Source organism: Hominilimicola sp., from assembly GCF_046972485.1.
GTDB classification, from domain to species: domain Bacteria; phylum Bacillota; class Clostridia; order UBA1381; family UBA1381; genus Hominilimicola; species Hominilimicola fabiformis.
In genome coordinates this window covers 1-26724 of the sequence record NZ_JBKVWU010000008.1, presented here as the reverse complement: position 1 = coordinate 26724, position 26724 = coordinate 1, and the positions used below count along the sequence as shown (strand labels likewise).

At 38.8% G+C, this 26724-nt stretch carries 27 protein-coding genes; 12 read left to right on the top strand and 15 right to left on the bottom strand.

What is annotated here, in order from left to right; translation table 11 throughout:
* Positions 1-5: 5 nt before the first annotated feature.
* On the bottom strand, positions 6-701 hold the full coding sequence (locus tag ACLTU0_RS02080; protein WP_308455645.1) for a DUF4956 domain-containing protein: 696 nt from the start codon (positions 699-701) through the stop codon (positions 6-8).
* A 19-nt stretch (positions 702-720) separates the two neighbouring features.
* Positions 721-1488: a polyphosphate polymerase domain-containing protein gene (locus ACLTU0_RS02075; protein ID WP_412321189.1), complete on the bottom strand. Its 768-nt coding sequence runs from the start codon at positions 1486-1488 to the stop codon at positions 721-723.
* Between the two features lie 207 nt (positions 1489-1695).
* Here ACLTU0_RS02075 and ACLTU0_RS02070 point away from each other — a divergent pair, with 207 nt between their 5' ends.
* Positions 1696-2370: a response regulator transcription factor gene (locus ACLTU0_RS02070; RefSeq protein WP_412321188.1), complete on the top strand. Its 675-nt coding sequence runs from the start codon at positions 1696-1698 to the stop codon at positions 2368-2370.
* Between the two features lie 12 nt (positions 2371-2382).
* The gene (locus ACLTU0_RS02065; RefSeq protein ID WP_412321186.1) at positions 2383-3711 is read left to right on the top strand and encodes a sensor histidine kinase; all 1329 of its coding nucleotides are present in this window, start codon (positions 2383-2385) and stop codon (positions 3709-3711) included.
* 83 nt (positions 3712-3794) lie between these two features.
* Here the strand turns inward: ACLTU0_RS02065 and murC are convergent, their stop codons facing one another.
* Positions 3795-5186 carry a UDP-N-acetylmuramate--L-alanine ligase gene (gene murC, locus ACLTU0_RS02060; RefSeq protein ID WP_412321204.1) on the bottom strand — a complete coding sequence of 464 codons (1392 nt, stop codon included), beginning with the start codon at positions 5184-5186 and terminating at the stop codon, positions 3795-3797.
* Between the two features lie 210 nt (positions 5187-5396).
* Between murC and spoVG the strand changes: the two genes are divergently transcribed.
* Positions 5397-5678 (top strand): septation regulator SpoVG, encoded by a 282-nt coding sequence (gene spoVG, locus ACLTU0_RS02055; protein ID WP_117968249.1) that lies wholly within the window; start codon positions 5397-5399, stop codon positions 5676-5678.
* 39 nt (positions 5679-5717) lie between these two features.
* On the opposite strand, the gene ACLTU0_RS02050 is transcribed toward spoVG, so the two are convergent.
* Genes ACLTU0_RS02050 through ACLTU0_RS02040 form a run of 3 tightly spaced genes read right to left on the bottom strand, consistent with a single transcriptional unit; the run spans position 5718 to position 7578 of the window.
* The gene (locus tag ACLTU0_RS02050; protein WP_147514005.1) at positions 5718-6485 is read right to left on the bottom strand and encodes a TatD family hydrolase; all 768 of its coding nucleotides are present in this window, start codon (positions 6483-6485) and stop codon (positions 5718-5720) included.
* A 5-nt stretch (positions 6486-6490) separates the two neighbouring features.
* Positions 6491-7048, bottom strand: a complete 558-nt coding sequence (locus tag ACLTU0_RS02045) for a 5-formyltetrahydrofolate cyclo-ligase (RefSeq protein WP_147514006.1) — start codon at positions 7046-7048, stop codon at positions 6491-6493.
* The gene (locus tag ACLTU0_RS02040; RefSeq protein WP_022229665.1) at positions 7045-7578 is read right to left on the bottom strand and encodes a DJ-1 family glyoxalase III; all 534 of its coding nucleotides are present in this window, start codon (positions 7576-7578) and stop codon (positions 7045-7047) included. The genes ACLTU0_RS02045 and ACLTU0_RS02040 overlap by 4 nt, the downstream gene beginning before the upstream one ends.
* Before the next feature lie 172 nt (positions 7579-7750).
* On the opposite strand from ACLTU0_RS02040, the gene ACLTU0_RS02035 reads away from it, so the two are divergent.
* On the top strand, positions 7751-9124 hold the full coding sequence (locus tag ACLTU0_RS02035) for a citrate/2-methylcitrate synthase (protein ID WP_308455639.1): 1374 nt from the start codon (positions 7751-7753) through the stop codon (positions 9122-9124).
* 35 nt (positions 9125-9159) lie between these two features.
* Here the strand turns inward: ACLTU0_RS02035 and ACLTU0_RS02030 are convergent, their stop codons facing one another.
* The 4 genes from ACLTU0_RS02030 to ACLTU0_RS02015 all read right to left on the bottom strand — a co-directional run bounded on the left by ACLTU0_RS02030 (position 9160) and on the right by ACLTU0_RS02015 (position 14545).
* Positions 9160-9462, bottom strand: a complete 303-nt coding sequence (locus ACLTU0_RS02030; RefSeq protein WP_412321183.1) for a DUF2752 domain-containing protein — start codon at positions 9460-9462, stop codon at positions 9160-9162.
* Between the two features lie 101 nt (positions 9463-9563).
* Entirely contained in the window at positions 9564-9962 is a 399-nt protein-coding gene (locus ACLTU0_RS02025) for an NINE protein (RefSeq protein ID WP_412294744.1), read from the bottom strand.
* Between the two features lie 136 nt (positions 9963-10098).
* The gene (rlmD, locus tag ACLTU0_RS02020; RefSeq protein ID WP_412321181.1) at positions 10099-11457 is read right to left on the bottom strand and encodes a 23S rRNA (uracil(1939)-C(5))-methyltransferase RlmD; all 1359 of its coding nucleotides are present in this window, start codon (positions 11455-11457) and stop codon (positions 10099-10101) included.
* A 121-nt stretch (positions 11458-11578) separates the two neighbouring features.
* Positions 11579-14545, bottom strand: a complete 2967-nt coding sequence (locus tag ACLTU0_RS02015; protein WP_412321179.1) for an S-layer homology domain-containing protein — start codon at positions 14543-14545, stop codon at positions 11579-11581.
* Between the two features lie 538 nt (positions 14546-15083).
* Between ACLTU0_RS02015 and ACLTU0_RS02010 the strand changes: the two genes are divergently transcribed.
* Positions 15084-15689: a viroplasmin family protein gene (locus tag ACLTU0_RS02010; protein WP_117968241.1), complete on the top strand. Its 606-nt coding sequence runs from the start codon at positions 15084-15086 to the stop codon at positions 15687-15689.
* Positions 15690-15749: 60 nt separating this feature from the next.
* On the opposite strand, the gene ACLTU0_RS02005 is transcribed toward ACLTU0_RS02010, so the two are convergent.
* The 5 genes from ACLTU0_RS02005 to hemL all read right to left on the bottom strand — a co-directional run bounded on the left by ACLTU0_RS02005 (position 15750) and on the right by hemL (position 20950).
* The gene (locus tag ACLTU0_RS02005) at positions 15750-16928 is read right to left on the bottom strand and encodes a hypothetical protein (RefSeq protein ID WP_412321177.1); all 1179 of its coding nucleotides are present in this window, start codon (positions 16926-16928) and stop codon (positions 15750-15752) included.
* 62 nt (positions 16929-16990) lie between these two features.
* On the bottom strand, positions 16991-18328 hold the full coding sequence (locus ACLTU0_RS02000; RefSeq protein ID WP_308455630.1) for an MATE family efflux transporter: 1338 nt from the start codon (positions 18326-18328) through the stop codon (positions 16991-16993).
* Positions 18313-18675 carry an HIRAN domain-containing protein gene (locus ACLTU0_RS01995; RefSeq protein WP_308455629.1) on the bottom strand — a complete coding sequence of 121 codons (363 nt, stop codon included), beginning with the start codon at positions 18673-18675 and terminating at the stop codon, positions 18313-18315. Before ACLTU0_RS01995 ends, ACLTU0_RS02000 begins: the two co-directional genes overlap by 16 nt.
* A gap of 71 nt (positions 18676-18746) precedes the next feature.
* Positions 18747-19664 carry a radical SAM protein gene (locus tag ACLTU0_RS01990; protein ID WP_412321176.1) on the bottom strand — a complete coding sequence of 306 codons (918 nt, stop codon included), beginning with the start codon at positions 19662-19664 and terminating at the stop codon, positions 18747-18749.
* Positions 19661-20950 (bottom strand): glutamate-1-semialdehyde 2,1-aminomutase, encoded by a 1290-nt coding sequence (hemL, locus tag ACLTU0_RS01985; protein ID WP_412321174.1) that lies wholly within the window; start codon positions 20948-20950, stop codon positions 19661-19663. Before hemL ends, ACLTU0_RS01990 begins: the two co-directional genes overlap by 4 nt.
* 653 nt (positions 20951-21603) lie before the next feature.
* Between hemL and ACLTU0_RS01980 the strand changes: the two genes are divergently transcribed.
* From ACLTU0_RS01980 to hemC, 7 genes are all read left to right on the top strand, one after another.
* The gene (locus ACLTU0_RS01980; RefSeq protein WP_022229461.1) at positions 21604-22338 is read left to right on the top strand and encodes an energy-coupling factor ABC transporter permease; all 735 of its coding nucleotides are present in this window, start codon (positions 21604-21606) and stop codon (positions 22336-22338) included.
* A 14-nt stretch (positions 22339-22352) separates the two neighbouring features.
* Positions 22353-22637 carry an energy-coupling factor ABC transporter substrate-binding protein gene (locus ACLTU0_RS01975; RefSeq protein WP_022229460.1) on the top strand — a complete coding sequence of 95 codons (285 nt, stop codon included), beginning with the start codon at positions 22353-22355 and terminating at the stop codon, positions 22635-22637.
* Positions 22627-23406, top strand: a complete 780-nt coding sequence (gene cbiQ, locus ACLTU0_RS01970; protein WP_147514015.1) for a cobalt ECF transporter T component CbiQ — start codon at positions 22627-22629, stop codon at positions 23404-23406. The genes ACLTU0_RS01975 and cbiQ overlap by 11 nt, the downstream gene beginning before the upstream one ends.
* Positions 23406-24248: an ATP-binding cassette domain-containing protein gene (locus ACLTU0_RS01965; RefSeq protein ID WP_022229458.1), complete on the top strand. Its 843-nt coding sequence runs from the start codon at positions 23406-23408 to the stop codon at positions 24246-24248. The genes cbiQ and ACLTU0_RS01965 overlap by 1 nt, the downstream gene beginning before the upstream one ends.
* 2 nt (positions 24249-24250) lie before the next feature.
* Positions 24251-24934: a precorrin-2 C(20)-methyltransferase gene (gene cobI, locus ACLTU0_RS01960; RefSeq protein ID WP_337599788.1), complete on the top strand. Its 684-nt coding sequence runs from the start codon at positions 24251-24253 to the stop codon at positions 24932-24934.
* 19 nt (positions 24935-24953) lie between these two features.
* On the top strand, positions 24954-26087 hold the full coding sequence (gene hemA / locus ACLTU0_RS01955) for a glutamyl-tRNA reductase (RefSeq protein ID WP_337599789.1): 1134 nt from the start codon (positions 24954-24956) through the stop codon (positions 26085-26087).
* The coding region (hemC, locus tag ACLTU0_RS01950; RefSeq protein WP_412321172.1) for a hydroxymethylbilane synthase at positions 26084-26724 on the top strand (641 nt) is incomplete at its 3' end. The genes hemA and hemC, both read left to right, overlap by 4 nt.

Genomic DNA, 26724 nt, shown 5'->3' with positions numbered 1-26724 from the left:
AACCTTTATTTTCCGTAAAGCTCTGTTGCGGCAAGTGACAATACAATATTCAAATTGCCGTTTCTGCATCTTAATTCGTCAATAAACTTCTTTTCATCGGCATCTTTATTCATATTAACCGAATATGTAAGTTCATACAGCGAGCCCAAATCTGTTGTTCTGACCTTTTGTAATGTATAATCTTTTGAGTATTTCTTGATTATTTCATCAAATATACCCTCGTAATCAAGATTTTCGGGAATGGTAATTTTCAAATTTTTAGCCGTTGTATTAGGCTTACCGAATTTGATTTTTGAAATCACAATCATAAACAGGCAAAGCAACAAAACAAATAATGCTCCGTATCCGTAAAGACCTACACCGCACGCAAGACCTGCCGCAATATCAAAGAAAATATATCCTATATCCTCCGGATCGCCGGGTGCCGAACGGAAACGAATAATCGACAATGTTCCCGCAAGAGAAAATGCTCTCGCCACGTTACTTCCCACGAACAAAATTATAACCGTCAAAATTATCGGCAGCATTGTAAGCGTAATCGCAAAACTCTGCTGATATTTATTTTTATGTGTACCCATATATGTAAGACTTATAACAAGTCCGAATATAAGTGCCGCCGCCATTGCGACTATTGCCATAGACAAGGTTAGCGTTATGCCTGAATCCGATGTTGATGTTATTGAATTTATTAAATTATCCATTCTCTTTTATCCTCCTATATTATACTGCTTGTTTTTGATTTCCGAATACAAATATTTTTTGTTTCGGCATTTCCCTTTGTCTTGCTATCATATTTTTGTACTCCGTACCGTATTTTGAAAAACTTGATGAACGAATTTCAAATTCCGAAAGCATTTCGCAAAGCCACAACGGTTTTGCCAAACTTGTTTTTATTTCCATAAGCCACACGTCACTGTCTAAAAGTCTTTTTCCGTGGTCGCCCGACTCCAGCAATAAATCACTTCTTCTTGTACGAATGTTTGTATCAAACGATATTCTCAAATCGTCATTGCCTTTTTCAAAATAAGCCAACCTGTCATATGCGATATAGACTTTCGGCTCAAGGTCGTACAAATTAAGGAAATACTCAAGTTCATTCAAAACCTGACCGTTCATATAATCCTGTAATTCCGGTTTCACACCTGTTTCAATAAAATCATATGCCTCTCCGAGTTCCAACGTTGTACGACGTTTATTCACAAGACCTCTGTATTTCTTCTTTATTTCAAGAAACACATTTGAATCCATATCCGGTACACCGTAAGAACGAAGTCTTAACTTTTCCTTATATGCCGGTTTTGAAAGCGACTCTCTTATAAGAGAATTGTCTTTCGTGTCGTAATAAATATTTGCTATGGTATAAAGCGAATGTTCGCCGCAATGCGAATCAAGTTCCATATGCTCATCCATAATCTCCAAAACCTTATTAAAGGTTTTCGTGTCGAGCTTATACTTATGCTCGTAACGATTAAAAATCTCTATTGCCATAAGTCCTCATCTCCTCTTTTATCCTTTCGTTGATTTCATTGTACGGCATAATCCTTAAATAAACCTTAAAATGTAAAATTAATTTCAGAAAACTTTTCTCCGATGAAATTTCTACTATATAATACGCAAAAAAAATTTTAAAATTAAGGTACATTTAAGAAAACTATGCTATAATATAGACATAAAATGATAAAAGAGGGTGAGCGAATGCGAATACTTGTTGTAGAAGACGAGCTTCATTTATCGGAGGCTTTGTCACATATATTAAAGAAAAACAATTACACAGTTGACGTTGCAAACGACGGTGAAACAGGACTTGACGACGCATTAAGCGGTATATATGACGTTATTGTCCTTGATATAATGTTACCCAAAACGGACGGTATAACCGTTTTAAAAACCTTGCGTTCAGAGGGTTTTGACACGCCTGTTATACTTCTTACCGCAAAAAATGAAATTTCCGATAAAGTTCTCGGACTTGACAGCGGTGCGGACGATTACCTCGCAAAGCCGTTTAACACCGAAGAACTGCTTGCAAGAATAAGGGCATTAGGCCGCAGACGCGGTGAAATAGTAGCAAACACAAATACTATTTCATACGGTGATATAACTCTTAACACTTCTTCATTAAAGCTGACGGCAGGTTCGTCGGAAATAACTCTTACATTAAAAGAAAGCGAACTGCTTGAACATTTAATGTTACACAAAGAAATGGTTTGTTCAAAGGAACAGATTATAGAAAAATTATGGGGTTTTGATTCTGAGGCTGAATCCAATCACGTTGAAGTATATATATCATTTCTCCGCAAAAAACTTGCGTTCGTACATTCAAAGGTGTCCATTAACACCGTAAGAGGTGTCGGCTACACTTTAAGCGAATAGGGGGACTTGGGTATGTTTAAAAAACTTAGAAATAAACTTCTTATAATAAACACGCTCATAATTGCGGCACTTGTTTTATCGAGTTTTTCCGTTATTTATATTATGACGGCTCAAAACGTAAACAAAAGCATATCGCAAAAACTTGACAGAGCGATTGAATTTATTCGTCCCGACCACAATCCGCGGCAAAAAGACAATATGCAAAAGCCGATTGACGATGTACCGCCCGACCAAAACGGCGATGTACCGCCCAATCCGAATACAGTCGACCTTAATGCGGACAACACAAACAAAAATGACAAACAAAAGCAGGAATTTTCGCTTACATTCACTGTCACAACCGATACGGACGGCAATGTTGAAAAGATCAATGCACCGTTTGAATTAAACGAAGATTTCTATACCGACAAAATAAATGACATTATTTACGGTTCGGAGGACAAAGGACAAATCCGTTCGTCAAACGGTTACTGGTCATACAAAGTTGTACCGCTTGATACAGGTTTTATAATTGCATTTACGGAATGTCAAGCCGAACACGCAATGCTTAGAAATTTATTTTTGATACTTCTTTTAGTCGGCGTAGTTGCACTTACGGTAGCGTTTTTAATCAGTCTGTCGTCCGCAAACCGTTCAATCAAGCCGGTTGAAGAATCGTACAACAAGCAAAAACAGTTTGTCGCAGACGCATCACACGAACTGAAAACACCGCTTACAACGATTAATACAAATGTTGACGTACTTCTGTCACATCAGGAAAATACTATAGGCGAAGAAAAAAAATGGCTTGATTACATCAAAACAGAGACTGAAAGAATGACAAAACTCACAAATGACCTACTGTATCTCGCAAGAATTGACCACGATGACGGAAACGTGATTTTCAGTAAGGTTTCATTTTCGGAGGCAGCTGAAAGCGTTATACTTCTTATGGAGGCAGTCATTTTTGAAAACAACGTAAACCTTACTTACGACATCACTCCCGATTTATTCGTAAACGGCTCGACCGAACAGCTTAAACAGCTTGTTATGATACTTCTTGACAACGCAGTCAAGTACACACCGAAATCCGGCGATATTAATATAACTCTTACTCACGAATCATCTGATGCGGTATTGACAGTCAGAAATACAGGTGTCGGAATTTCTGAGGACGCACAAAAACAAATATTTGAACGTTTCTATCGTGAGGACAAGTCAAGAGCAAGAGAAAGCGGCGGTTACGGACTCGGTCTTGCAATAGCAAAAGCTATCACAACCGCTTGTAAAGGCAGTATTAAGGTTTACTCAAAAAAGAATGAATATACGGAATTTACCGTTAAAATACCTGTGGCTAAGTAAAGCCCCCTCCGTCACTCGTACCTCGTGACACCTCCCCTCAAGGGGAGGCAACAAAAAAGACGACTGAGAAGTCGTCTTTTTTGTTACTCAACAATTAACTTATTTATATTAACAACGTCACCTGCACCCATTGTAAACACAATATCGCCCTCTTTGACGTTCTTTTTCAAAAACTCGGCAATATCCTCGAATTTATCGATATACTGTGCATTTACTCCGCGTTTCTTAATATCCTCCGCAAGATTTTCAGGTTTTGTAACACCGTCAAACTTTTCACGTGCAGCATATATATGTGTCAAAATCAATTCGTCCGCATCATCAAATGCACCGACAAATTCGTCCCACAATGTTCTTGTTCGTGAGAAAGTGTGCGGCTGGAACACGCACCAAACTTTATTGTGCGGGAATTTTTGTGCCGCGTGAAGTGTCGCTTTTATTTCTGTCGGGTGGTGTGCATAGTCGTCAATCACAACCGCACCGTTTAAAAATCCTTTTTTCTCAAAACGTCTGTGCGTACCTTTAAATGTTTCAATACCCTTTGCGACAGTTTCCGCGTCAATGCCCATAAGATTACATACCGCAACCGTGGCAAGCGAATTTAAAATATTGTGTTCGCCCGGGACATTAAGTTTTATATGACAAACCTTTTCACCGTTTTTCATAACGTCAAAGCTCGGAAAACCTGCGTGATACACAATGTTTTCAGGGTAATAATCAAACTTGCTTTCCATTCCGTAAGTGATTATGTTAAGGTCGTCTGCGTTTTCAAGCACTTTTTGAACATTCTTATCTCCGCCCATTGCAACGACATAACCTATATCCTTTGTCAAGTACGCAAACTGTCTGAAACTTGCGATTATTTCGTCAATTCCCGAAAAGAAGTCAAGATGATCTTCCTCAACATTTGTTATAAGGGCAATTGTAGGATAAAATTTCAAAAAGCTGTTTGTGTATTCACAAGCCTCTGTAACAAAATAATCCGATTTACCCGTTCTGATATTTCCGCCGATTAAATCAAGCTCACCGCCTACGCTGATTGTAGGGTCAAGATTTGCACCGATAAGTGCGTGTGCAAGCATTGATGTTGTCGTTGTCTTGCCGTGCGTTCCGCTTACGCCGACAGCGTGCTTGTAATTTTTCATTATCGCACCCAAAAACTCGGCTCTGTCTATAAGGCGAATACCCTTTTCCTTTGCAAGCACAATTTCGGGATTATCGGCTTTTGCCGCCGCCGTATATACAACAAGCGATGCCTTATTTATGCCGTCCTCGTTAACGGCACCGTGACCGTACACAATATCCGCACCCATATTTTCAAGCTTTTCGGTTATAGCACTCTTATTCCAGTCCGAGCCGGAAACGCCGTAGCCGTCTTTAAGCACAATTTGTGCCAAACCGCTCATACTTATTCCGCCTATACCGATAAAATGTATATTTGCCGTCTTATCTATATCAGACATTTGAAATCTATTCATCATATATCCCCTCGTATCTCATATTAATATATTAATTATATACCTTTATCAACAAATTGAAAACCCTTTTTTATAAATTTGCCCAATTAAAAATCGTATCTTGTAATTTTTTCGCCATTTTCACCATAAAATCTGTGCAAAGCACTTGACAAATTGAGCGAATTGCTATATTATTAAATTAGTAAAATTTGTCGGAAGGTGATGAAAAACATGGAAATTACAGACATCAGAATTAAAAAAGTAGCCAGCGAAGGAAAAATGAAAGCTGTCGCATCTGTTACATTTGACAATGCGTTTGCTGTCCATGACGTAAAGGTTATTGAAGGTCCGGAAAAGCTGTTTGTTGCTATGCCAAGCAGAAGAACTCCTGACGGTGAGTACAGAGATATTGCTCATCCGATAAACAGTGATATGAGAAATATGCTCGAAAGCAAGGTTCTTGCCGCATATGATGCGATTGAAGACGAGCCTGCTCCGGAAACAGCTGAATAATATAAAAGACAGATTACTTTTTGTAATCTGTCTTTTATATTATTTTATTCCAAAGCATTTTTTTGCATTTTCATATGTTGCGTTTTCGATTTCTTCAACAGAAATACCCTTTACCGCCGCAAGTTTTTCGGCAACATAGTGGATATAAAGCGAACTGTTTCGCTTTCCTCTGTGCGGTTCCGGTGTAAGGTACGGCGAATCGGTTTCAATAACAATTCTGTCAAGCGGTACATACTTCGCCACTTCAACAGGTCTTACCGACTTTTTAAACGTAAGTGAACCACCGAACGCGATATACATTCCCCAATCAAGTATTTCCTTTGCCATTTCAACACTTCCCGCATAGCAATGAAATACTCCTCCGACTTCGCTCACCTTATGTTCACGCAAAATATCCATACAATCCTTATGCGCTTCTCTGTCGTGTATAACAACCGGCATTTTAAGCTCTCGTGCAACGTCCACTTGTCTTGCAAACCACTTTTGCTGAATATCACGCGGTGAAAAATCATAAAAATAGTCAAGTCCTATTTCACCTATCGCTTTAACTTTCGGATTTTTTGCATATTCCTTCAGCTTATCCATATCCGCCTCGGTAAGTTCTGAAACCTCGTGCGGATGTATTCCGACCGATGCATAGACGAACGGATATTTTTCACATATCGCAAATATATCCGGCACCTCGTCAAGTGACGAACACGAATTTAAAATAAGTCCGACATTATTTTCATTCATCGCCGACAGCACTTCATCGACATCATCTTTAAACCTCTCATCATTATAATGTGCGTGAGAATCAAACAACATAACTTTCACCTGATTTCTAAAATTTCTTTTTCCGTTATCACAAAATTCATCGGAACATCGTGACTTTCCGTAGGTATTTTTTCAAGTATCTGAAAATCATAACAAAGCCCTATTTTCACTGCTTTGCTGCTTTCAAGCAGTCTGTCGTAATACCCTTTTCCAAATCCCATTCTTCCGCCGTTACGGTCAAATGCAAGTCCCGGTACAAGAATAACGTCAATATTATTTTCGTCAGCCTTTCGTACCGTTTTCGGCTCTAAAATGCCATATGCACCCTTTTTCATATCGTCCATACTGTTTATATACGAAAGTGACAACGTACCGCTCTCAATATCGGTTATCGGCACAACAATTTTTTTGTCCTGTTCCCAAAGTTCTTTGATTATTTCAACGGTATCAGGTTCTTTAAACGCAGATATGAACGTACATATTGTTTTGGCTTGTTTCACACGCTCAACCCCAAGCAGCCTTTGACGAATTTCATCACTTTTAATTTTAACCTCGTCCTTAGATAATGCACGACGTTTGGCACGCATATCTTCCCTTATCTCGTCCTTAATCAATACTGCATTGTCTCCTTTACTCTGTCGGCAGTTTCCTTGTCCTTTAGAATAGCCAGCATGGCAAACCCGAAATCAGCCGCCGCGCCTGCGCCCTTGCCGGTTATAAACTTACCGTCAACAACAACTTTATCCGACTTTACGTCTGCACCGTAAAGATACTTTTCGTAACCCGGGAAACAAGTCGCTTTTTTATCCTCAAGTAACATTTTCTTACCCAAAATTGACGGTGCGGCACAAATTGCCGATACATAAATACGGTTTGCAACCGCATAATTCAAAAGTCCGTGTACGTCGTTTGACGCGTCAAGAATTTCGTGACCGATACCGCCCGGCAACATTAAAAGTTCCATCTTTTCAGGCTCAACCCCGTTAATCTCAATATCGGCTGTCACCTCAATACCGTGTGCGCCGGTTACCGTCTTGCTCTTTACACCTACTGTTGTAACATCAACACCGCCTCTTTTCAAAATATCTATAGGTTCGATTGCCTCAACTTCCTCGAAACCGTCCGCAAGCATTACATATACCATAAAAATCTATCCTTTCATCTTTTTTTACTATTATATCACGCCTATCAACAATTCACAATAAGTTTACATAATTTTTGTTGTTTTATATTCAAATATCTGGTATAATATTAATAAAGTTATATGGAGCGAATTTTTTTCATATACTAAATTTAAAATAAACGGAGGAATATATATGCGAGAGAAAATTGTACCTATCGAAGTTACTCCCGAAATGATGAAAATGCTTGAAATTTGTAAAAAGAATAAAAGCATTAATCCTGAGTTATATACCAAATATGACGTTAAAAGGGGGTTGAGAGACATTAACGGTAAAGGTGTTCTTGCCGGACTTACCGAAATAGGCGAAATTCATGCCTATGATACACTCTCTGACGGATCATCAAAACCTTGTGACGGTAAACTTTATTATCACGGCTATGATGTCGAGGACCTTATTAAAGGTTTTATCCGCGACAAAAGGTTTGGCTTTGAAGAAGTTACATATTTACTTCTTTTCGGCGAACTTCCAAATAAAAATGAGCTTGATATTTTCACAAAGACACTTTCACATATGCGAACTATTCCCCCTTCATTTGTGCGTGATATTATCATGCAAGCACCGAGTAAGGATATGATGAACGCACTTTCAAGAGGTGTGCTTACGTTGTATGCTTATGATGATAAAGCCGACGATGTGTCACTTCCGAACGTTTTAAGACAGTGTTTGCAGTTAATCGCGCAATTTCCGTTGTTGTCGGTTTACGGCTATCAGGCGTTTAAGTATTATCATGAAAACGACAGTTTTATCGTTCATGCACCTAAACCGGAGCTTTCGACTGCGGAAAATATACTTCATATGTTGCGTAACGACAGTCAATATACAGAGCTTGAGGCGAGAATTCTTGATATTGCGTTGATACTTCACGCCGAACACGGTGGCGGTAACAACTCAACATTCACTACTCACGTAGTCACTTCAAGCGGTACGGATACCTATTCAACTGTTGCCGCGTCTTTGGGTGCGCTGAAAGGTCCTAAGCACGGCGGTGCTAATATTAAGGTTACGCAAATGTTTGAGGATATGAAAAAGAATATTAAAAACTGGAATGACGATAAAGAGATTGAGCAATATCTTTCTGATTTGCTTAATAAAAAAGCGTTCGATAAATCTGGACTTATTTACGGTATGGGTCACGCGGTTTATTCACTTTCCGACCCGAGAGCGAATGTTTTTAAGTCATTCGTTGAGAGCCTTTCAAAAGAAAAAGGCAGAGAGGACGAATTTAATTTGTATTCAAGGGTTGAACGACTTGCTCCGCAGGTCATCGCAAGTGAACGCAAAATGTATAAAGGCGTCAGTGCAAACGTTGACTTTTATTCGGGCTTCGTTTACAGTATGCTTGACTTGCCGATGGAATTGTATACACCTATGTTCGCAATCGCAAGAATTGCCGGTTGGTCGGCTCACAGAATTGAGGAACTTGTCAATCCGGGTAAAATCATTCGTCCCGCATATAAAAGTATCGCACCTCACAAAGAATATGTTCCTCTTGACAGCAGAGATTAAAAATAAACAATCCCAATGCATTGCATTGGGATTGTTTAATAGTTGCATAAAGTCAATATCCAATGTATTAAAAAACCAAACATTATAATTGATAATATTGTATAATCAATTTTTTTGGATTTAAATATTCTGCCGTCAAACAGAATATATGCAAAAATAATCGGCAAGCTTATAAACATATAATTATATTCAAATGCCGCTTTAAAGTCACCATGCACCAAAGCCACACATGCACGGGTTATTCCACACCCCGGACAAGGATAATGAAAAAGGAATCGCCAAACACAGCCCACACCCGAGATATAGAGAAATGCCAACAAGGTAAGTACTACCGCCATATATAACATCTTTAAAAGCGGTTTTTCCACGAGCTTTTCTTTGTGTAAAAAAACAGAGTCCCATTTTAATTTGAAACTCTGTTTGTCCATCAACTTATTCATTACTCCTTAAGAGGAACTCCGTTAGCATCTTTATTAATTTTACCCGTCAAAATCATAATTCCTTTAATAAGTCCCCAAATAGCTCCTGCACCGAAACAGATTGATAATGCAATTTGAGCAATAGCCTTACCGGTATATCCAAGATAAAAATTATGAATACCCAATCCACCAAGGAAAATTCCTAAAAGACCCGCTGTCATTTTTGACTTTTGAGTTTCCGGATTAATATTTGGAGTATTATCTATAGCAAATCCGCAGTTTGTGCAGACATTTGCACCCGGTACAACTTCTTTTCCGCAGTTCGCGCAATATTTTACACCAGTCCCCTTTGCAAATCCACATTTAACACAGATAGCAGCATTTGAATCTATTTGTTCCCCACAATTTCTACAATACATATAAAACCCTCCTATAAAATATTCAAACATATAGTAATATTTTTTATACATTATAAACAATTATAGGAGTGGAATTGAATTAATCTTAAAGATTATTGTATTGTAAAAATTCATTCAATTTTATGTTTAAATTCCGTTATTTTGACATTAAACAAACCGTTTCCACATGACTTGTATGCGGGAACAGGTCGAAGGCGGTGGTGGCGGTTATGGTATAGCCGTTATCGTTAAGAAAACGTGCATCTCTGGCGAGAGTGGCGGGGTTACAGGAAACGTACACTACACGTTTGGGTTGTGCTTTAATTATTGCTGTGAGTGTTGATTCATCACTGCCCTTACGCGGCGGATCGAGAATAACCACGTCCGGCCGTTCGCCTTTTTCTATCAATTTCGGCACGATATTTTCTGCGCTGTCTGCGTAAAAAATTGCGTTCTCAATACCGTTTTTCACTGCATTTTCTTTTGCGTCTTCGATTGCACGTTCAACAATTTCTACACCTACAACGCTTTTTGCGTTTTTAGCGGCACACAGCGAAATTGTACCGATACCGCAATAAATATCCATCACGCTTGTATTTTCATCAATATCCGCATACTCCAAAGCTTTACTATACAGTTTTTCGGTCTGTACCGGATTGATTTGAAAAAAGCTTTGAGGCGAAATATCAAATTTCACTCCACAAAGTGTATCTGAAATCCTATCCTTACCCCAAAGAATTACATTTTCCTCCGTAAGCACAAGATTATTTCTCTTAGTGTTAATATTAAGCACGATGCTTACAATTCTATCCGAAACCTTTCTCAATTTTGAAATCAATTTTTCACGTTTCGGCAAACTTTTTGCATTAACGGAAACGACAACCATAATCTCATTTGCAGAAAATGATTTACGTGTAAAAACACGCCTGACAATGCCTTTATGCGACCTTTCATCATATGCACTGACATTATTTTCATTCATATAATCAATTACCGCATCATTTATTTCCTTATTAATTTCATCACCAAGGCTGCAATCATCAAGCGGAATAATGTCATGACTTCGCATTGCGTAGAAACCGCAAACATTTTTACCATACACATTTCCGACAGGAAAAACCATTTTATTTCTATACCGTTCCGGCACGTCCATACCGACAATTCCGTCAATCTTAAAATTCTCAAACTTGCCTATTCTCTGCATCGCATTCTCAACAATATCACGTTTTATATCAAGCTGTGCGTCATACTTTATATGACGAATTTGGCAACCGCCGCACCTTTTATAATGTTGGCACATAGGCTCACAACGTTTATCCGATGGTTCTATAATTTCCAACGCCTTACCGTATGCAAAATTTTTCTGCACTTTGACAACAAGCATTTTAATTTTATCGCCGTCCACCGTTTGCGGTACAAAAACCGCAAATCCGTCTATATGCGCAACTCCGTTACCGTCCGAAGAAACAGAATCTATACAAGCAACGTACTCTTTATTTTTTTCAACAGGAATCATAATTTACCTCTTATTTGTTTTGTATAATAGTTTTATTATATCATTCATTAATGGTATATGCAAGATTTTAGCAAAAAAAGAAGCGGTATAAACCGCTTCTTTTAAAATTCTTATTTAAGAATTAGTCGTTATTAACGATTAGGTAGATTTCTTGAGCTTCGTCCTTATCTGTAGTTCTAACTACTGCGAATACTACATCGTCGATAACATCTTCGTGTTCAAGGTTAAGAATATCTTGACCACCTACTGTTGTCTTAGCAGCCTTAACGTCAGGTGTTGATGCAATACCTTCGTCAAGAAGAACTCTTGAGTTATCTGATCTTGCTGCGAAGTCATATGTGTAGATCTTAGCGTTGCTGTAGTTTACTTCAAGACCTTCGTCATAGTTTACTACATACTTACCCTCAGCATTTGTTGTAACTGTACCGATTGTGATGTTGCTACCGCTCTTATCAACAACAGGACCGAATACAACGTTTACATCGTTGTCATCATCTGATAGAAGATCAGCGAACTTTGTATCTGCAAGAACTGATGATTGCTTCTTGAATGCGTTAGTTCTAAAGTCTTCAAATGATGAACCGTTTAGAACATTCTGAGCAGCGAATACTGAGTAGATTCTTGAGATGTAGCCTTCTGAGTTAGTAGCGTAAACAAGTACGTCACCTTCGTCAAATGCGTTATCTGCTACTGTTTCACCCTTGTTACCTGTGATTACAACGTCATCATCAAGAATGAATTGCTTTTCTTCACCGTTTACAACCAAGTTGTAAGCTGTCTTATCGCCGTCATTGTCGACTACTTCACTACCGTTGAAGATAGCAAGCTGTGTTTCTGAATTGAATACGCTTGATGTACCTTCTGTAATGATTACGAATCTGTATGTGTTGTCTGACTTAGACTTATCATAACCGTAAGCTACATAGTTGCTACCGTCGTTTAGAGATGAAACAACTGAGTATGTATCCTTTGTATCAACTTCTGATAGGTCAAGGATTACTGTTGAGTCAGCCATCTTAACTGAACCAATCTTGTTACCTGATTCTTTGTATTCAGCATCAGCAGCTGTTGGAGCGATTACGCCACCATTCTTAATTGTGATCTTGTTTGAAGATGAGCTTACTGAATATTCTACAACCTGTTCCGGATAAGCAACTGACTTAGGTTGTGATGTGCTATATTTAGGTTCATCAAAAGCTACTACCTTTGATTGCCAATCTTTTGTTGTTGTATCTATCTTATTTTCCTTTTTAGCATCTGAATAGAATGTAGCATACTTCAAGTATGTTGCATATTCATTAACCTTATCGCTGTCTACTTTGTACTCTTCTTCAGTACCTTTCTTAGTAATGATTTGAGCCATGTAGTCGCCGCCGGCCTTCTTGTAGATGTTCTTCAATACGCCGTAGTTCTTTGATACTGAGTTTTCGTCAGCCTTAGCGATTCTGCCGAAGTGATCAAGGTATAGGCTATATTCTGTTGATGTTTCAACATCGATATCCATACCTTCAGCAGCCTTATACTTTGTACCGCCGATTGTGTATTCACCCTTTGAATCGTTAATGCTTGTGCACTTAACGCCGTCAACAACGTTTCTTGTAACGATTACATCATAGAAGCTTGAATCCTTGAATGAACCTGTTGTATCGTATGAAATGTTAAGTACGTCGTTTTGTTGAAGATCTTTAGCTTCGATATCTTTACCGTCAAGTTTGAATGAATATGTGTAGTTATCATCATCCTTGTTTACTGTCATCTTAGCTTGGATACCTGATGAATATGTATCGAAGTTTACTGATGTTTCGTTTGTCTTGTCGATAACTTCATCAACAATAGCTGTTACATATGAAGATACCATGATTGTGTTATACTTAGCTGATGTGCTTGTTGAACCAGTTTCTGTTTCCTTTTGAAGTGTTACAGATGCTGTTTCGTTCTTATCAAGATAATCTCTTAGCTCTGCAATAGATTTTGATGATTCAACGCCGTTGATATAGATTGTAACGCCGTTTGTTGTATCAAGTTGATACTTTGTTGAACCCTTTGTTGTACCTGCCGGGAAGAAGTAAAGAGCTTCGTCTGTTGACTTGTTTTCATCAAAGTCTTCTGAAGCAACTGTTACGCTCTTGTTTGCAGCAGCAGCAGCGATTGAAAGAATTGTGAATTCATCATCGTCATTCTTTTGGATAAGTGCCTGAGAATATGTTCTTAGGTAGTTATCAGCCTTTGAATCGCCGATGTACATATCTTCTGAAACAGGTGAATCTGCCTTAACTTCTTCATCGTCGAAGTTGTCAGCTTTTTCAACTTGGAATGTAACCTTGTCAGTATCAACTGAACCAGTCTTGCTTGTTTCTGTTACACGACCGTATACTTTGTATGCGTCATGCTTTTCTGTGAATAGAGTTTCGTATGCTCTGCCTTCTTTACCGTCTCTTACTTCAAGATTAGGTGTCTTTGAACCGTTCCACTCTGTCTTCCAGCTTGCGATTACGCAAAGAGGAGCGTCCATAGCGTTGTCGATCATTTGAGCAACCTGAGCTCTTGTAAGTTCTGTGCTGTCTGTGATACCTGAGATACCCTTTGTGATATCAAGTGAAGCAGCATATGTCTTGTAGCCTGTTGGCCATCCGCCTTGAGCTTGTGCATATGTTTCGTAACCGATAGCACTTACAAGCATCTTTTGAGCCTGTACATATGTAACGTTAGCGTCTGGATCAAATTCTGTATCGCTCATACCTGCGATGAAACCGTTAGCAACACCTTGGTTGATGTAGCCTTTAGCCCAGTGATCTGCTGAAACATCAGCGAACTTTGTTGATTCTGTTGATGCCTCTGCTGATGAACGTTCTGCAAGAGCGTCAACGATCATCTTTGTGATTTCAGCTCTTGTTACAAGCTTATCCGGACCGAATGTGCCGTCATCATAACCGCTGATTACGTCAAGAGCTGAAAGTTCTTGAACAGCCTGTGCGTAGCTTGCTGTAGATTCTACGTCAGGGAAATCAACTGCGAAAGCGGCAACTGAAGATGCTACCATAGTAAGAGCAGCAACTGATGAAATTACCTTTTTGAGATTCTTATTCATAGTCTCAAATCCTCCCTTTTTGATTCTTTGTTTGTGAAGGGTTTCCTTAAATGTTTTGTATGCACCCTTCTTTGCATTACAAAACTACATTACACATTGATTATACCACGCAAACTGTGTATAAGTCAATGACGTATTACAGTTGTAAAAAAACTGTAATTCTTGTCACATCTCGGCTACAACCTGCTTTGCCGTTTTGTGACTCATATTACGGTAACAATTTTCAACTAACGCTTCTACCCTATTATTCGAAAACTGCTACTGAATATTTTACTCTTTCATAAAGCTGTTGTCAACTACTTTTTTCTGCCAACCCGATCTTTTTCATAAAATTTTATAATTAGCACAAAATCTATGTCCAATTCACGGATTTTTTGGTCAAATTGATTATGTCAACCAATGCTTTTATGTTTTACAATAGATTAGACGTATGTTTTCCGAAAAAGTTCCGCTTTTTTTGAAAAAATTTTAAAAAATTTATTGAAATCATTATTTTTTCTTAATATAATAGTGTAAACAAACTGAAAGGACTACACATATGGCTAAATATTATGCCGTCAGAAACGGCTATCATACAGGAATTTTTAACACTTGGGACGAATGTAAAAAGGAGGTTTCCGGTTTTTCGGGTGCGGAATATAAAAGTTTCACAAAGCTTGAGGACGCAAAAGCTTTTTTAGGCGAAAACGAACAAATAAGTTTATTTGACGAACCGAAAGACAATAAAAGCACCGCCGTTGCATATGTTGACGGAAGTTACAACATCTCCACAAAAGAATATGCGTGCGGAGTTATTATTTTCTATGAGGGGAAAGAAACGACATTCAGCCGAAAATTTTCAAATCCCGAAAACGCCTCAATGAGAAATGTTGCGGGTGAAATTGAGGGTGCAAAACTCGCAATGCAGTTTTGCATTGACAATCATATAGAAGAAATAGACATTTATTATGATTACGAAGGTGTCGAAAAATGGTGTACGGGTGCTTGGAAAACAAACAAATCCGGCACAATTTCTTACAAGCAATTTTATGACGAAATAAAAAAATCGGTAAAAGTTTCATTTAACAAGGTAAAAGGTCACTCCGGCGACAAGTACAACGATGTCGCCGACAGACTCGCAAAAGACGCTTTGGGAATTAAATAAATTATTTTTGCAGCAATGCAAAAACAGACAAGCCAATTAACCGACTTGTCTGTTTTTCTTTTAATACTTTTTCAAATCACAATACACTCTTATCCAACCGGTGTCAAGTTCTTTACTGCTCTTTTCCTGCCAAATATAGATTAAATCATTTTCAATCTTAACGCTGCCGTTATGGATTTTGCTGTCATTATCGTTTATCACAACCGACGATGTATCAAATTGGATATAATATGCCGGTTTTGTTTCATCGTCAACATCAAGTGCGCATTTGAACATATTATTATTTTTATTGTCATTTACTATCGTCAAACCGTCAGGATAATAATAGTAATTGCCGTTATATCTGATTATTGACGCACCGAACGATTTTTTACCGTCCTCCTGTGCCGCCTCGGTTACAAAGTCATTCCATTCCCATGACGCAAGTTCAAATCTTCCCTTTGTGCCGCCGTCAACTATAAGCGGTGCAACGTCATCATCTCCGACAACATCAATTACAAACTGTGCATATGCGCTGTTATCCCAAAGCGAACTTGAGTTTGACTTAACCGTAAGATGTGTCTGTCCCGATTTTTTCATATTAAGCTTATCCGCCGTTACGGTATACTTACTTCTCGGAAGTTCTTCCCTTGCACCGCCTGCATATACTGCCGTTACAGTCAAGTTCTTTATAACCTTATCAACTTCTCTGCCTATGAACACCATTTTACTAGGATTATTTTCGTCAAGCATATCGTCCTCATAATACGTATCAGGTCCGCTTACCGTCAAATATGCGATTTTTTCGCCGATTTGCGGTTTTTCCGCCACTTCAACCGACACGTCTTTCATAAGCGCGAACTTAATCTCTTTATCCGATATATCCTTATGCTTTTTACACATAAGCGCAAGTTTTTCTTCACCTGTTCTGATATAATAATTTGTCGACGGATATTTTTTACTTAATCCGGTCTTTTCATTAAGGCTTGAAATCAATTTTTGATAATTTCCATTTTGGATAAGGTCGTGCCAATATGTTTCGCCTGTTTTCATTTCGTCCGTAAGCTCGTCCGAAAGCATATTCAGCATTATGCTCATATGCGTACTGCACTTTGCCTTATTACGATTTATAACGCACTGCACAAGTGACGGTACTATTACCACGCACGACAAAACAATTACAACCGCTCCGACACCGAATTCGACCGGTTTTATTTTCTTAAATTTTGAGCCGATTGACGAAAATATATTTCCTAACATTTTCTTAATCTTTTGTAAATTTATTTTTTTCAAATTATTTTTTTTCAAAACTGCACCTCAAATTATAATTTTCTGTAAACTGCAAAATACATTGTTGTAAAACACGCCAAACCGCCTATCAAATTTGAAATCGGCTCTGCCAAAAATACTCCGTTTACTCCGAACCATATCGGAAGAAGAAGTATAAGCGGTATTACCACTATTCCCTTTCTCAATATAGAAAAGAATATCGCAAACTTCGCTTTCCCTATTCCGACAAACACCGTCTGCCCCGTAAACATAAACGCCATAAGGAAAAATCCGAAAAAGTATATATGCAATGACGGTACACCGGCAGTTATAAGTGCCGCATCGGCAGTGAATATTCCTATAAGGAATTTCGGAATCAGCAAAATTATAAACCATGCCACTGTACTGTATATAATAAGCATTGCCGCCAAATACCGTATCGCCTCTTTAACCCGTCCGTTTTCACCTGCACCGTAGTTAAAGCCGATTATCGGCTGTGCACCGTTTCCCAAACCCGTTACAGGCATTTGCAAAACTTCTCTTATAGAATTGATTATAGTCATAACTCCGACATACACGTCCGAGCCGTAATTCTGCAAACTCACGTTACACGCAATCTGTACCGCGCTGTTTGTCACCGACATTGTAAATCCCGAAAGTCCTAAAACAAGTATCTTCTTTACACGTTTTGCCTGACAGCGCATTGCGGAAAGTTTTATTTTTATAATCGTATTTTTGCCGGTTAAAAATTTAAACGTCCAAACCGACGCGGCAAGCTGTGACAAGACTGTCGCAAGTGCCGCACCCTGTACGCCCATTATATATATAAATATCGGGTCTAAAATAATATTCAGCACCGCTCCGATTACGACGGTAAGCATACCCGTTTTACCGAAGCCCTGTGCATTTATGAACGAATTAAGTCCCAAACTCATCATAACAAACACGTTACCCAAAAGGTAAATCGTTATATATGAATTTGCATATTCAATCGTATTTTCACTTGCACCCAAAAGATACAAAAGCGGTCTTTTTACGATTAATCCGACAACCGTAAGACACAAACCGAATATTACAAGCAGTGTCACGCTGTTGCCGAGTATCGCCTCAGCCTCTTTTTCGTTGCCCTCACCGCGTTTTATCGAAAACAACGGTGCACCGCCCATACCGATAAGGTTTGCGAAAGCGATTACAATAGTTATAATCGGCAGACAAACTCCGACGCCTGTCAATGCAAGTGACGAATTTTCGCCCATTCTTCCTATATAAATTCGGTCTACTATACTGTAAAGTACATTGATAAGCTGTGCAAGCGTCATCGGAATAGAAAGTCTTAATATATTTGATATTATACTTCCCTTTGAAAAATCGTTTACTACTTGTTTAGCCATTCTTCCGCCGCCTCAATTTGTGTTTGTATTTCTTTTTCAAGTATTCCGTCCGAATTTTCTTCGACCTTACAAATCACTTTACTTTGAGTCGTAAACATCACTCGGACAAAAAACTTATCCTCGACTTTATCGTATATTCTTCCGGCACTCAGTGTACCGCCGGCAATACTCGCCGGACTGTTTGCGATATATCCGACCTTGCCGATAATCGGCAATTTTACGGTTATCGCCTCTGAATCATATTTGTTTGACGGCTCTTTTACGCAGATAAGCACGTTTCCTATTGCAAAAGGCTTTTTATGATAATAATTCGCAAAGCCCGTTACCGTTACATACAAATCTTCCATAAATCCGCCCCCAATCATCAATATATTATCCGAACCTGTAAACAGGTTCAAAAATCATATTTGTTATTATATCATTTTATATTTGTTTTGTCTACTTTTTTTACTACTCCTTCACCGTCAAATAAAGGAATAAAGCTTTCCGAAACAGTACCCCCCTCCTGCACAAAAGCATTTTCGACACCGATTTCAACCGCAAAGTCAAGCACTTCGTCATATTCGCTTTCCGTAACTTTTCTGTTTATTTCGGGATATTTTAAAACACTTTCAAGCGGTGTGTACTGATTCATTATGCTCATATAAATATCATCGCCGTATGTGTTATACAGATATTTAATCACTCTTTTTGAATTGTCGGTATATGACGGCAAAACAAGATGTCTTACGATTATTCCGCGTTTCATCATACCGTTTTCGTCAAATTCACAACCTCCGGCTTGTCTTACCATTTCATCTATCGCTCTTTTTGCGTGTATCGGATAATCCTCTGCTTTTGAATACTTTTTTGCAAGTACGCTGTCGGCATATTTAAAATCCGGTAAATAAATATCTATATAACCGTCAAGCATTTTCAGTGTATCAACGCTTTCATAGCCGCCGCAGTTATACACAATCGGAATATCAAGTCCTTTTACCGCATCGAGTGCCTTTATAATATGCGGTACATAATGAGTTGGTGTTACAAGATTTATATTGTTTGCGCCTTTATCCTGAAGTTCAAGAAATATTTCCGCCAACCTGTCCGATGTTATTTCAAAGCCTTTATGCTCCGAAGATATTTCTCTGTTCTGACAATACACGCACCCAAGATTACATCCCGAAAAAAACACTGTTCCCGAACCGCTCTCACCGGAAATACACGGTTCTTCCCACATATGCAGTGCGACACGTGCCACATAAAGCTTATCACTCTGGCCGCATACACCGACTATCCTGCTTCTGTCAACACCGCAGTTTCTCGGACAAAGTCTACATTCTCTGTAATAATTCATCGCAATATTTCCATAACCTTGTCAAATGCCGCCGCTGTCTTTTCCAAATCAGCCTTAGTATGTGCGTCAGACAAGAACAACGACTCAAATTGCGACGGTGCAAGATAAATACCCTGTTTAAGCATTTCGTTAAAGTATACTTTGAATTTTTCGATGTCCGACTTTGACGCGGTTTCAAAATTTGTTACGTCATTGTCCGTAAAGAATACACTCATCATTGAGCCTACTCTGTTTACACGAACATTCACGCCGTATTTTTCAGCCGACTTTTTAAATTCACTCTCAAGATATGCACCCTTTTGTTCAATTTCTTCATATATATAGGGGTTTTCCTGCAAATATTTAATCTGTGCGTTACCCGCCGCCATTGCAAGCGGATTACCCGACAATGTACCTGCCTGATAAACAGGACCTGTCGGCGAAACAAATTCCATAATCTCACGTTTACCGCCGTATGCGCCGACAGGCATACCGCCGCCGATAATTTTTCCGAATGTGACAATATCCGCATCCAAACCAAATCTGCCTATTGCACCCGATGCAGATAATCTAAATCCCGTCATAACCTCGTCCACAATAAACACGCTTCCGTACTTTTTCGTTATCTCGCGAATTTTCTGCAAATATCCGTCTTTAGGCGGTACAACACCCATATTTCCTGCTACAGGCTCAATTATAACTCCGGCAATTTCATTACCCATTTTTTCAAATGCGTCCTCTATTGCGTCAATATCATTGTACGGCAAAACAAGCGTATACTTTGCAAAATCTTCAGGCACACCTGCCGATGACGCACTTCCGAAAGTTGCCGCACCCGAACCGGCTTTTATAAGGAGCGAGTCGCTGTGTCCGTGATAACAGCCCTCAAACTTTATTATTATATTTCTGCCCGTGTAACCTCTTGCCAGACGTATCGCAGACATAGTTGCCTCCGTACCCGAATTAACCATTCTCACAACATCAACACAAGGAACAAGCGAACAAATTCTCTTTGCAAGCTCCGTTTCGGCAAGGCAAGGTGCACCGAAAGACATACCTTTATCGCAAGCCTCCTTAACCGCCTCCAAAACGATTTCCTTACAGTGTCCCAAAAACATAGGCCCCCATGAGCCGACATAATCTATATATTCGTTTCCGTCAATATCGTATATCTTACTTCCGTTTGCACGTTCTATAAAAAGCGGATAAGTTCCGACATTTTTAAACGCTCTTACAGGCGAATTAACTCCGCCGGGTATATATTTTTTAGCCTCGTCAAAGGCTGTTTTGCTTTTTGATGTATCCACAATATATCATTCCTTTTCTAAACAGATAAAAAAATTATACACCCTACTTAATTTATTGTCAATTCCCTTGATTTTTCGATATAATAGTGTTAAAATAGACAAGATATATCTAAATATATCCGTTTTCGGTAAACAAATATTTATAATAGATTGCAGACAAAACCTCTACGGTTTTGTCTGCTTTGTACGTTGGAGTTTGAGGTGTAGCCTCAAGTTTCAATCATTTCTGGCGACAGGTGCGGCAGAAATGGCTTAAAATCTAAAGTTTCGACTTTGGAGGAACTTTACGATTTTTTCTCTGATAATACTCAAAAATTACATCTATGATGTGATTTTTGGAGCTGTCGACATTTGTCGACAGGCTCATTTGTAAATATTTGTTTTCAAAAGGAGAAGCAGGGTGAAATTCCCTCATAGTCACGCTACCGTACAGTCGGATCGCCTACCGAAAATCGAGCGCATTTGTGCCTACGAACGATGGGTCAATGGCGGAATCATTCAGATTTTAAGCCATAGGATTTACCCAATCCCTACGGCTTTTTTTGGTATGTGAAAATCACAAGTTTTCTGCACTCCCAAAAAGTTTCATAACTGATTTAAGTGGTCACTTGTGTGCTAAAACATATTTCATAATAAGAAAAGGAGAAAAATTTATGTCTTTAGCAAACAGGAAAACAAAACTATTGGTGGCAATGCTTTCACTACTGCTTGTCATTCCTATGACAAACGCATTCGCAATGCACATTATGGAGGGTTATCTTCCTCCGAACTACTGTATTATATGGGGAGTTGTATGTATACCGTTCCTTATCGCAGGCGGTATCAGTATGCAAAAGCAAGCAAAGAAGAATAATAAAACAAAAATACTTCTTGCACTTGCAGGAGCTTTCGTTTTCATTCTTTCATCGCTTAAAATCCCTTCAGTTACAGGAAGTTGTTCACATCCGACAGGTACAGGACTCGGTGCAATTCTTTTCGGACCGTCGATTATGTCTTTACTCGGTATAATCGTGCTTTTGTTCCAGGCACTTCTTCTTGCACACGGCGGACTTACAACACTTGGTGCAAACACATTTTCAATGGCGATTGCCGGACCGTTCGTTTCATTCGGTATATACAAGCTTTGCCAAAAGCTTAACGCACCGAAAGGTCTTGCAGTATTTCTTGCCGCAACAATAGGTGATATATTCACTTATGTGGTAACATCATGTCAACTTGCACTTGCATTCCCTGACCAAAACTTCTTTGCATCACTTGTAAAGTTTATGGGAATCTTCGCAGTTACACAGGTTCCGATTGCCATTGCAGAGGGTATTCTGTCTGTTATGATATTCAATGTATTGGCTAAGAACTGTACAAACGAACTTAAGCAGCTTAATGTTATATAAGGGGGTATATATTAATGAAACTTTGGGTTAAAAATACAATATTGGCAGTTATACTTGTTCTTATAATTGCCGTACCGCTACTGTTTATGGGCGGTCACGAATTTGGCGGTTCTGACGACCAAGCATCAGACGCCATAAGTGAATTGGACGAAAGTTACGAGCCATGGTTTGAGCCGTTCTGGGAGCCGCCGTCAGGTGAAATCGAGTCACTTTTCTTCTGTCTTCAGGCAGGAGTGGGCGCCGGTATTGTCGGCTTTGTACTTGGCAGAGTAACAGCTAAAAAGAAAAATGATAATTGATAAATTAGCATATAATTCAAAACTCAGAAATATTGCACCTATTTCAAAACTTCTGTTTTCAATGTCGGTGCTTGTTATCTGCATATGGGCAAACAGCTTTTTGGTAAGCGTATTTACTGCGCTTACTATGCTGTTTCTTATTATTTTTATAGGAAAAACATCGTATAAAAACGTATTTCATCTTATGACTGTCCCGATAGTTTTTATTATTATGGGTGCGGCCGCAATAGCAATTTCAATCGGTCAAAATTCAGGCGATATGCTTTTTTCACTGCATTTCGGCAATACTTATTTCGGCGTGAGCCATACAAGTCTTTTATCGGCTGTTCGCGTTATGATTAAGTGTTTCGGTGCGGTAAGCTGTATGTATTTTCTTTCACTTACCACGCCTATGGTCGATTTATTCACTTTGCTCAGAAAAAGCATTATACCGAATTTTATAATCGAAATTGCGGAACTGATTTACAGATACATTTTTGTGCTGTTTGACGTATCGCACAGAATACACACCGCTCAAGACGCACGTTTGGGGTACAGCAATCTTCGTGTAAGCTACCACTCAACGGCACAGCTTGCGTCAAACCTTTTTATACGTTCCTTTAATCAAGCCGAAAAAACGTATACCGCTATGGAGTCACGCGGTTATGACGGCGAAATCAACGTTATTATGCCGAAGATTAATCATTCGGTCAAATTTAACGTATTTGCGGTCATATACGTCGTAATTACAACAGCGATTGCAATATTTTCAAGAAAGGCGGGGATTTGATGAATATTATCGAAACAGAAAACCTTTCATATAAATATGATGAAAGCCATTTTGCTCTTTCAGATTTGAGCATTGGCTTTGAAAAAGGGAAAATTACAACAATTCTCGGTGCAAACGGAGCAGGCAAATCAACATTGTTTCTGAATATGAACGGAATTTTAAAGCCGCATTCGGGGACAGTAAAATTTATGGGTAAACCGATAGGTTATTCAAAAAAGGAAATCAGAGAATTAAGAAAAAGTGTCGGAATAGTTTTTCAAGACCCCGACGACCAGCTTTTTTCCGCGTCTGTTTTTCAGGATGTGTCTTTCGGTGCAATGAATTTGAAATTGCCGCAGGACGAAGTTGTTCATCTTACCGAAAATGCACTTAAACGCACAGGTATTTTTGATTTAAAAGACAAGCCCACCCATGCATTAAGTTTCGGTCAGAAAAAACGTGCCGCAATAGCCGGCATACTTGTTATGTCGCCGGAGGTAATCATTCTTGACGAGCCGACGGCAGGTCTTGACCCAATGGGCGTAAGTGAGCTTATGCACCTTCTTCGCGATATATGCGAAAATGAGGGTACGACAATTATAATGTCAACGCACGATATTGACGTTGTGCCGATTTATTCAGACTATGTTTACGTTATAAATCACGGTAAGTTACTTACAGACGGTACTCCCGAAGAAGTATTCTCAAATCCGACGCTTTTGCGTGAACATAATTTAAGATTGCCGAGAATTGCACATTTACTTGAAATTTTGAATAAATGTGATAAACTTAATGTAGACTTCTCAAAAGCCACTATCGGCAAAGCAAGAGAAGAAATTTTAAATCTTATAAGGGGTAAATAACTATGGCAAAATTCTATTCCGTCGGAGTCGGTGCAGGTGACGGTTCATATATAACTCTCGGTGCGCTTCGTGCATTGGAACAGGCTGATATAATCGCAGTTCCCGTTAAAAAATACGGAGAAAAATCAACTGCACTTGAAATAATCCGCAAGGAATTTGATACGGATAAAAAAGAAATTTCAGAACTTGAATTCCGTATGAGCGGGGACACTAAAATCAGAGAGGAGTCCCGCAGAAATTCAGCCGAAAAAATTATATCGGCTTTAAAAGACGGAAAAGATGTTGCAATGATTACTCTCGGTGACGTTTCGGTTTACAGTACCTGCACATACGTTCACAACGCAGTGAAAAATGCAGGCTTTGAACTTGAAATTATACCCGGTATAACTTCATTTTGTGCCGCTGCGGACAAGGCACAGATAAGTCTTTGCGAGGGAAACGAATCGGTTGCGATTATTCCCTCGCTTAAATCAAATTTACTTGAAAAATATATTGCCGATTTTGATACGGTTGTGATTATGAAATCGGGCAACGATACAGATGTAATATACGACATTTTAAAAAAGTACGGACTTGAAAACAACGCGATTGTTTCAAGCTGTATCGGTATGGAAAACGAAATTATCGAAAAAATACAAAAAGGCAAATCATACGGTTATTTTACAACCGTTATTGTAAGAAAATAATCAGAAAGGTTATGGGATAATGGAACTGCTTGCAGTGAGTATCAGCCACGAAAATACTCCAATATCAATTCGTGAGAAAGTATCTTTTACAAAGAAAAAACAGGCTGAAATTTTAAAGTATATAAAACAGAATATCGCTGAAGAATGTGTGCTTTTGTCCACTTGCAACCGTTGTGAATTTTATCTTGCGGGGTATAATATGAAAGATAAATTCATTGACTGTTTAGTGTCCCTAACCGATGAATTTGTTAAAAAGTACATAAGCATATATGAGGGCGACGATTGTTCGCGTCATCTTGCACTTACCGCGTCGGGGCTTAAATCAATGATTCTCGGTGAGGATCAGATTTTAGGTCAGGTTAAAGACGCGCACGAATTTGCAAAAGAACATTTGTGCTGCGGAAAATATCTCAACACACTTTTCCGTATTTCCGTAACGGGTGCAAAAAAAGTTAAAACGGAAACGCTTTTATCGAAAACTCCTGTTTCCGCGGCAACCATTGCAATAAAACAGTGTCAAAATATTTTGGGGACACTAAATAACAAAAACATATTAATTATCGGTGCAAGCGGAAAAACAGGCTCTATCGTTCTTAAAGATTTACTGTCCCTTGACGGTGTAAATATTTATGCCACTTCGCGTACGCATGACGGCATTATAAACCACATTGACGGTGCGATTACCGTTGATTACGACAAGCGTTATGATAATCTTGATATGTATGACGCCGTAATCAGTGCCACGTCCAGTCCGCATATCGTACTTGAAAAAAGCAGAGCAAAAAACGCAATAAAGACTTGTAAAAAGCGAGTTTTTATCGACCTTGCAGTACCTCGTGACATTGAGATATTCGAGGATGAATACACAGTTTACAAAAATATTGACGATTTAACCGAAATCGCGGACAACAACAACAGAATTAAACAACAGGAAATTATGAAAGCCGAAAAAATTCTTCAAAAATATATTGATGAATTTCGTATATGGAAACTTTTTTCCGAAAGCGAAACATTATTCAAATCGGCAGAGAATAAAATTGAAAACGAGAGCGAAAAGAACACTTTTCGCCATAAAATATATAATCTGAAATCAGACAACAATTATGCAAAATTCAGTGAATTTATTATTTTGCTTAGGGAGAAATTAACGTGAGTATAATAAAAATCGGCTCAAGAAAAAGCCAACTTGCAATCAAGCAAACAGAGGCTGTAATCAAAAAATTGAAAGAGCATTTTCCAAACGACACTTTTGAAATTGTCGGCATTTCAACAAAGGGTGACCGTCAGCTTGATAAGTCGCTCCAAAGTTTCGGCGGAAAGGGTGTTTTTATAAAAGAAATCGAAACCGCACTTTTAAGCGGTGAAATAGATATGGCGGTGCATAGTGCAAAGGATATGCCGACAGAAATTTGCAACGGTCTTACGATAAGTGCCGCACTTCTTCGCGACGACAGAAGTGATGTGCTTGTTCATTTTGGGGACACTAAATTGTCCGATATAAAAATAATCGGTACAGGCAGTGCAAGACGTCAGTCACAGGCTGAAAAACTATTCCCGAATGCTGTTTTTAAGCCAATCAGAGGTAATATCGGTACTCGTCTTGAAAAAGTCAAAAACGGTGAATACGATGCGGTTATTATGGCTCGTGCCGCAATAAACCGTCTTGCCGTTTCCGACGTTAAAATCGAAAATCTCGGCGATAATTTCATATGCGCCGCAGGTCAGGGAATTCTTGCCATTGAAACTGCCGTCGGCAAAGCCGATAAATACGCACAGGCGATAAATGATAA